The sequence below is a fragment of the Rhizobacter sp. P2_H2 genome, from assembly GCF_056403375.1.
Window position 1 is genome coordinate 1 of the sequence record NZ_JBFUFP010000419.1, and the last position, 4,439, is coordinate 4,439.

Here is a 4,439-nt window from a genome sequence, read left to right on the forward strand (position 1 = left end):
GCGCACCTGCGCACCGGCCGCCTCGATCTCGTGGATCGCCTGCGCCGCCTCGGGCGACGGCGCGTGGCGGCCGAGCAGCGCGATCTGGCGCGCGCCCGAGCGCTGCAGCCAGCGCGCGGTGTGCAGGCCGAGCGCACCGAGACCGCCGGTGACGAGGTAACAGGCATCGGCGCGGACCTCGAACGAGGCGGCCACCGGCAGCCGCAGCACGATCTTGCCGATGTGCTTCGCTTGGGCCATGTGGCGGAACGCGTCGGCGGCCTGCGCGACATCGAACACCGTGACCGGCAGCGGCTGCAGGCTGCCGTCCTGCAGGCCGGCCTGCAGCTCGGCCAGCATCGGGCGCAGCAGGCGCGGCTCGGCGTAGGCCGCATCCCCCAGGTCGTAGGCCTCGTAGTGGATGCCCGGGCAGGCCTGCGCGACGGCCTCGGGGGTCCAGATGTCGCGCTTGCCGAGTTCGAGGAACCAGCYGCCCGGGGCGACGACGCCGAGCCCGGCCGGGATGAAATCGCCAGCCAATGAGTTCAGCAGCACGTCGACGCCGGCACCGCCGGTCGCGCGCATCAGCTCGGCGGCGAACGAGGTGCTGCGCGAATCCATCACCGCGCGCACGCCGATCGCGAGCAGGTGGGCGCGCTTCTCGGGTGAGCCGGCGGTGGCGTAGACCTCGGCGCCGGCACGCAGCGCGAGCTGCACCGCGGCGAGGCCGACGCCGCCGGCGCCGGCATGGATCAGCACGCGCTGGCCGCGCCGCAGCCCGGCGATGCCGAACAGGCCGTGGTGCGCTGTCAGGAAGGCGACCGGCAGCGCGGCCGCCTGCTCGTTCGACAGGCCCGGCGGAATGCGGGCGACGAAGGCGGCCGGCGCGACCGCCTCGCTGCCCATGCTGTCGTGCACGAAGCCGAACACGCGCTCGCCGACGCGCCAGCCCTCGACGGCCGTGCCGACTTCGCTGACGGTGCCGGCGCATTCGGCGCCGAGCGGGATGCCGCTGCCGGGGTAGACGCCGAGCGCAAGCAGCACGTCGCGGAAGTTCAGCCCGGCGGCGTGCACCTGGATGCGCAGTTCGTTCGGCTTCAGCGCGCGCGGGGCGAGTGCGCGCAGCGCCAGGCCGTCGAGGGTGCCGGGGCGTTCGACCTCGAGGCGCTGCAGCGGCGAAGCCGGTGTGGCGGCGGCGCGGCGCACGAGGCGTGGTTCGTGGCGCGTGCCACCGCGCAGCGCGACGCGCGGCAACGGGGCGGGCGACAGCAGCTCGGCCAGCAGCGCGCCCGTGTCGGTCGCGTCGGTGTCGATCGCGCGCAGCGGGAATTCGGGATGCTCGACGGCGAGCACGCCGAGGAAGGCCCAGGCACCGGCCGCGGCCGACGACGCCGGCGCCTCGTGCGGGCGCACGGGCTGCGAGGTCTGCGTGACGAGCCACAGCGCGACGGTGGGCGCCTCGGCATCGGCGGCCAGCGCCTGCAGCACATGAAGCAGCGAGCCGCTGGCGCGCAGTTCGGCGGCGGCGTCGTCGAGGCGGGGTGTGTCGAGGCTCCACAGCGAGACCACCGCGCGCGGCGTGCCGTGCGAGCGCCAGTCGGCGACGACCGAGTGCATCTGCGCCGCATCGCCCGGGTCGACGGACCAGCGGTTCGATTCGAGGCGCTGGAAGCGTTCGCCGGCGAGCACTTCGGTGCAGCGGGCGCCGCGGGATTCGAGCGCCTGGCGCAGCGTGGTGGCGAGGCCGCTGGCGTCGGAGAGGAGCAGCCAGTCGCCGGCGGCGTGGGCCCTCGACACCTCAGGCTGAACGGGGGAGGCAGGCTGCCACCGCACCTCATACACCCCGTCCTCCGCCCCACCCCCCGCCAGCGTGCGCGCATCGGTCGCCGCGAAGCGCACGCCGCGCAGCCGGGCGACCGGGGCACCGTGCTCGTCGCTCAGGTCGATGTCCGCCCCCGCCTCGCCGCGCAGCACCGCGACCGCCTGCACGCGCGCCAGGCCCGGGCGCAGCAACTCGACCTGCTCGATGCCCATCGGCGCCCACAGCGTTGTCGGCACGCCCTGCGCGGCCACCGCGCACAGTTGCAGCGCGCCGTCGAGCAAGGCCGGGTGCAGCCCGAACGCCGCTGCCTGCGCCTCGACCTCGGCCGGCAGCACCAGCGAGGCCCGCGCCCAGCCGCTGCCGCGCTGCACCGCATGCAGGTTGCGGAATGCCGGCCCGAATGCGACGCCAAGCGCCTCGAACCCGGCGTAGATCTCGCCCGACGACACATAGGCCGCACCGCCCGCCGTCTGCAGGGCCTCGGGCAACGGCCCATCACCCACCGCCGCAGTGCAGATGCGCTGCCACGTCTCGTCATCCAGCGCCTGGTGCAGCTCGACCGCCCCCTCGCGCACGATCGCCTGCCAGCGCGCCGGCCCGCTCTCCGGCAGGTACAGCGGCCGCTCGACCGCGAACGCCGACAGCGCCCGGCCGCCGGCCGCCGCACGGCACGCCTCGACCATCGCCGCCGCCGGCATCAACAGCCGCCCGCCGATGCGGTGCTCGTGCAGCGCACCGGCATCGCCCACCGACCACTGCGCGTCGAACACGGTGGCCGTGGTCGCGGGCGTCGACAGCTTCGCGCCGAGCAGCGGATGCGCCCCGCGACGCGAGGACGGCGCTGCCGCAACCGGCGTCGGCCGCAGCCAGAAGCGCTTGCGCTGCCACGGGTAGCGCGGCAGGTCGACCACCTCGCCGCCCTCGCCCGCCACCGCCTCGGCGTCGAGCGTGTGGCCGCGCACATGCAGCGCGGCGGCGGCCTGCAGCAGCGACTCGCGCTCCGGCCGGCCGCGGCGCAAGGACGCGAGCACCTGACCCGTCGCGCCCGATGCGCCCGCCGCCGCCAGGCTCTCGGCGATCGACGCGCTCAGCACCGGGTGCGGGCCGATCTCGAGGAAGCTGCCGAAGCCGTCGCCGGCCATCGCGGTGATCGCCGCATGCAGGCGCACCGGCTCGCGCACGTTGCGGCCGAAGTACGCGCCGTCGAAACGCTGCCCGGTCGCGAGCCCGCCCAGCACGGTCGAGTAGACCGGCACGGCCATCGCCTGCGACGGCACATCCGCCAGCAGCCCGGCCAGCGTCTGCTGGAACGGCGCCATCTGCGCGCTGTGGAAGGCGTACTGCACCGGCAGCATGCGGTGCGAGATGCCGCGCCGCGTCAGCGCCGCCAGCAGTTCGTCGAGCGCCGCCGGCTCGCCCGACAGCACGATGCTGCGCGGGCCGTTGACGGCGCCGAGCGCCAGGCGGTCGCCATAGGGCTTCAGCAGCTGCACGGCTTCGTCTTCGGCCAGGCTCGCCTGCGCCATGCGGCCGGTGCCGGTGGCCTGCTGCATCACGCGGCCGCGCTGGCAGACCACGCGCACCGCATCGGCGAGGCTCAGCACGCCGGCCACCTGCAAGGCCGCGATCTCGCCGACGCTGTGGCCGACCACGCCGTCGGGCACGATGCCCCAGCTGCGCCACAGCGCCGCCAGCGCGACCTGGATCGCGAACAGCGCCGGCTGCGCGACCTCGGTGTCGGCGAGCCGGGACTGCGCCTCGTCCTTCGCCAGTTCGGCCTGCAGCGACCAGCCGGTCAGCGGCTGCATCAAGGCATCGCAGGCATCGATCACGTCGCGGAACACCGCCTGCGCGGCGATCAGCTCGCGGCCCATCGCGAACCACTGCGGGCCCTGCCCGCTGAACACGAACGCGAGCCGCGGCACGCCTTCGCCCGGCACGCGGCCACAGGCGACAGCGGGCGAGACCTCGTCGCGCAGGAAGTCACCCAGGCGCGCCGCGAAGTCGTCGCGCGTGCGGCCGACCAGCGCGAGCCGGTGGTCGAGCGCCGAGCGGCGCGCACCGGCGCTGTGGCACAGGTCGGCCAGGCTCGCGGCGCTGCCGGGCAGGAAATCGCTCCAGGCCTGCGCCAGCGCGCGCAGCGCCGGCTCGCTCTGCGCCGACAGGTGCAGCAGCCGCGGTTCTCCGTCGGCGGACGGTTCGTCAGCCGGCAGGCGCGGCGCCTCTTCGAGGATCACGTGCGCATTGGTGCCGCCGACGCCGAACGAGCTGGTGCCGGCGCAGCGCGTCTGCGCGCCGGCCGGCCACGGCACCGGCTGCGCGGCCACCCGCAGCCGCGTACCGTCGAGCGACAGGTGCTTGTTCAATTGCGTGAAGTGCAGCTGGCGCGGGATCAGTTCGTGCCGCATCGCGAGCACGGTCTTGATGACGCCGCCGACACCGGCCGCGGCCTCCATGTGGCCGAGGTTGGCCTTCGCGGCGCCGAGCCAGCAGGTGCCGCCGCCCGCTTCCACGCGGCCGACGGTGGCGGCCAGCGCCTCGACCTCGATCGGGTCGCCCAGCGGCGTGCCGGTGCCGTGCGCCTCGATGAAGCCGATACGGCMGGGCGCGAGCTGCGCCGACGCGAGCGCCTCGCGGA

Annotated in this window: 1 protein-coding gene; it reads right to left on the reverse strand. The window is 75.3% G+C overall.

Translation table 11 applies throughout. The features are described 5' to 3' along the window. A partial coding sequence (locus AC1D15_RS19425; RefSeq protein ID WP_477827268.1) for an acyltransferase domain-containing protein occupies window positions 1-4,439 on the reverse strand: 4,439 nt, incomplete at both ends.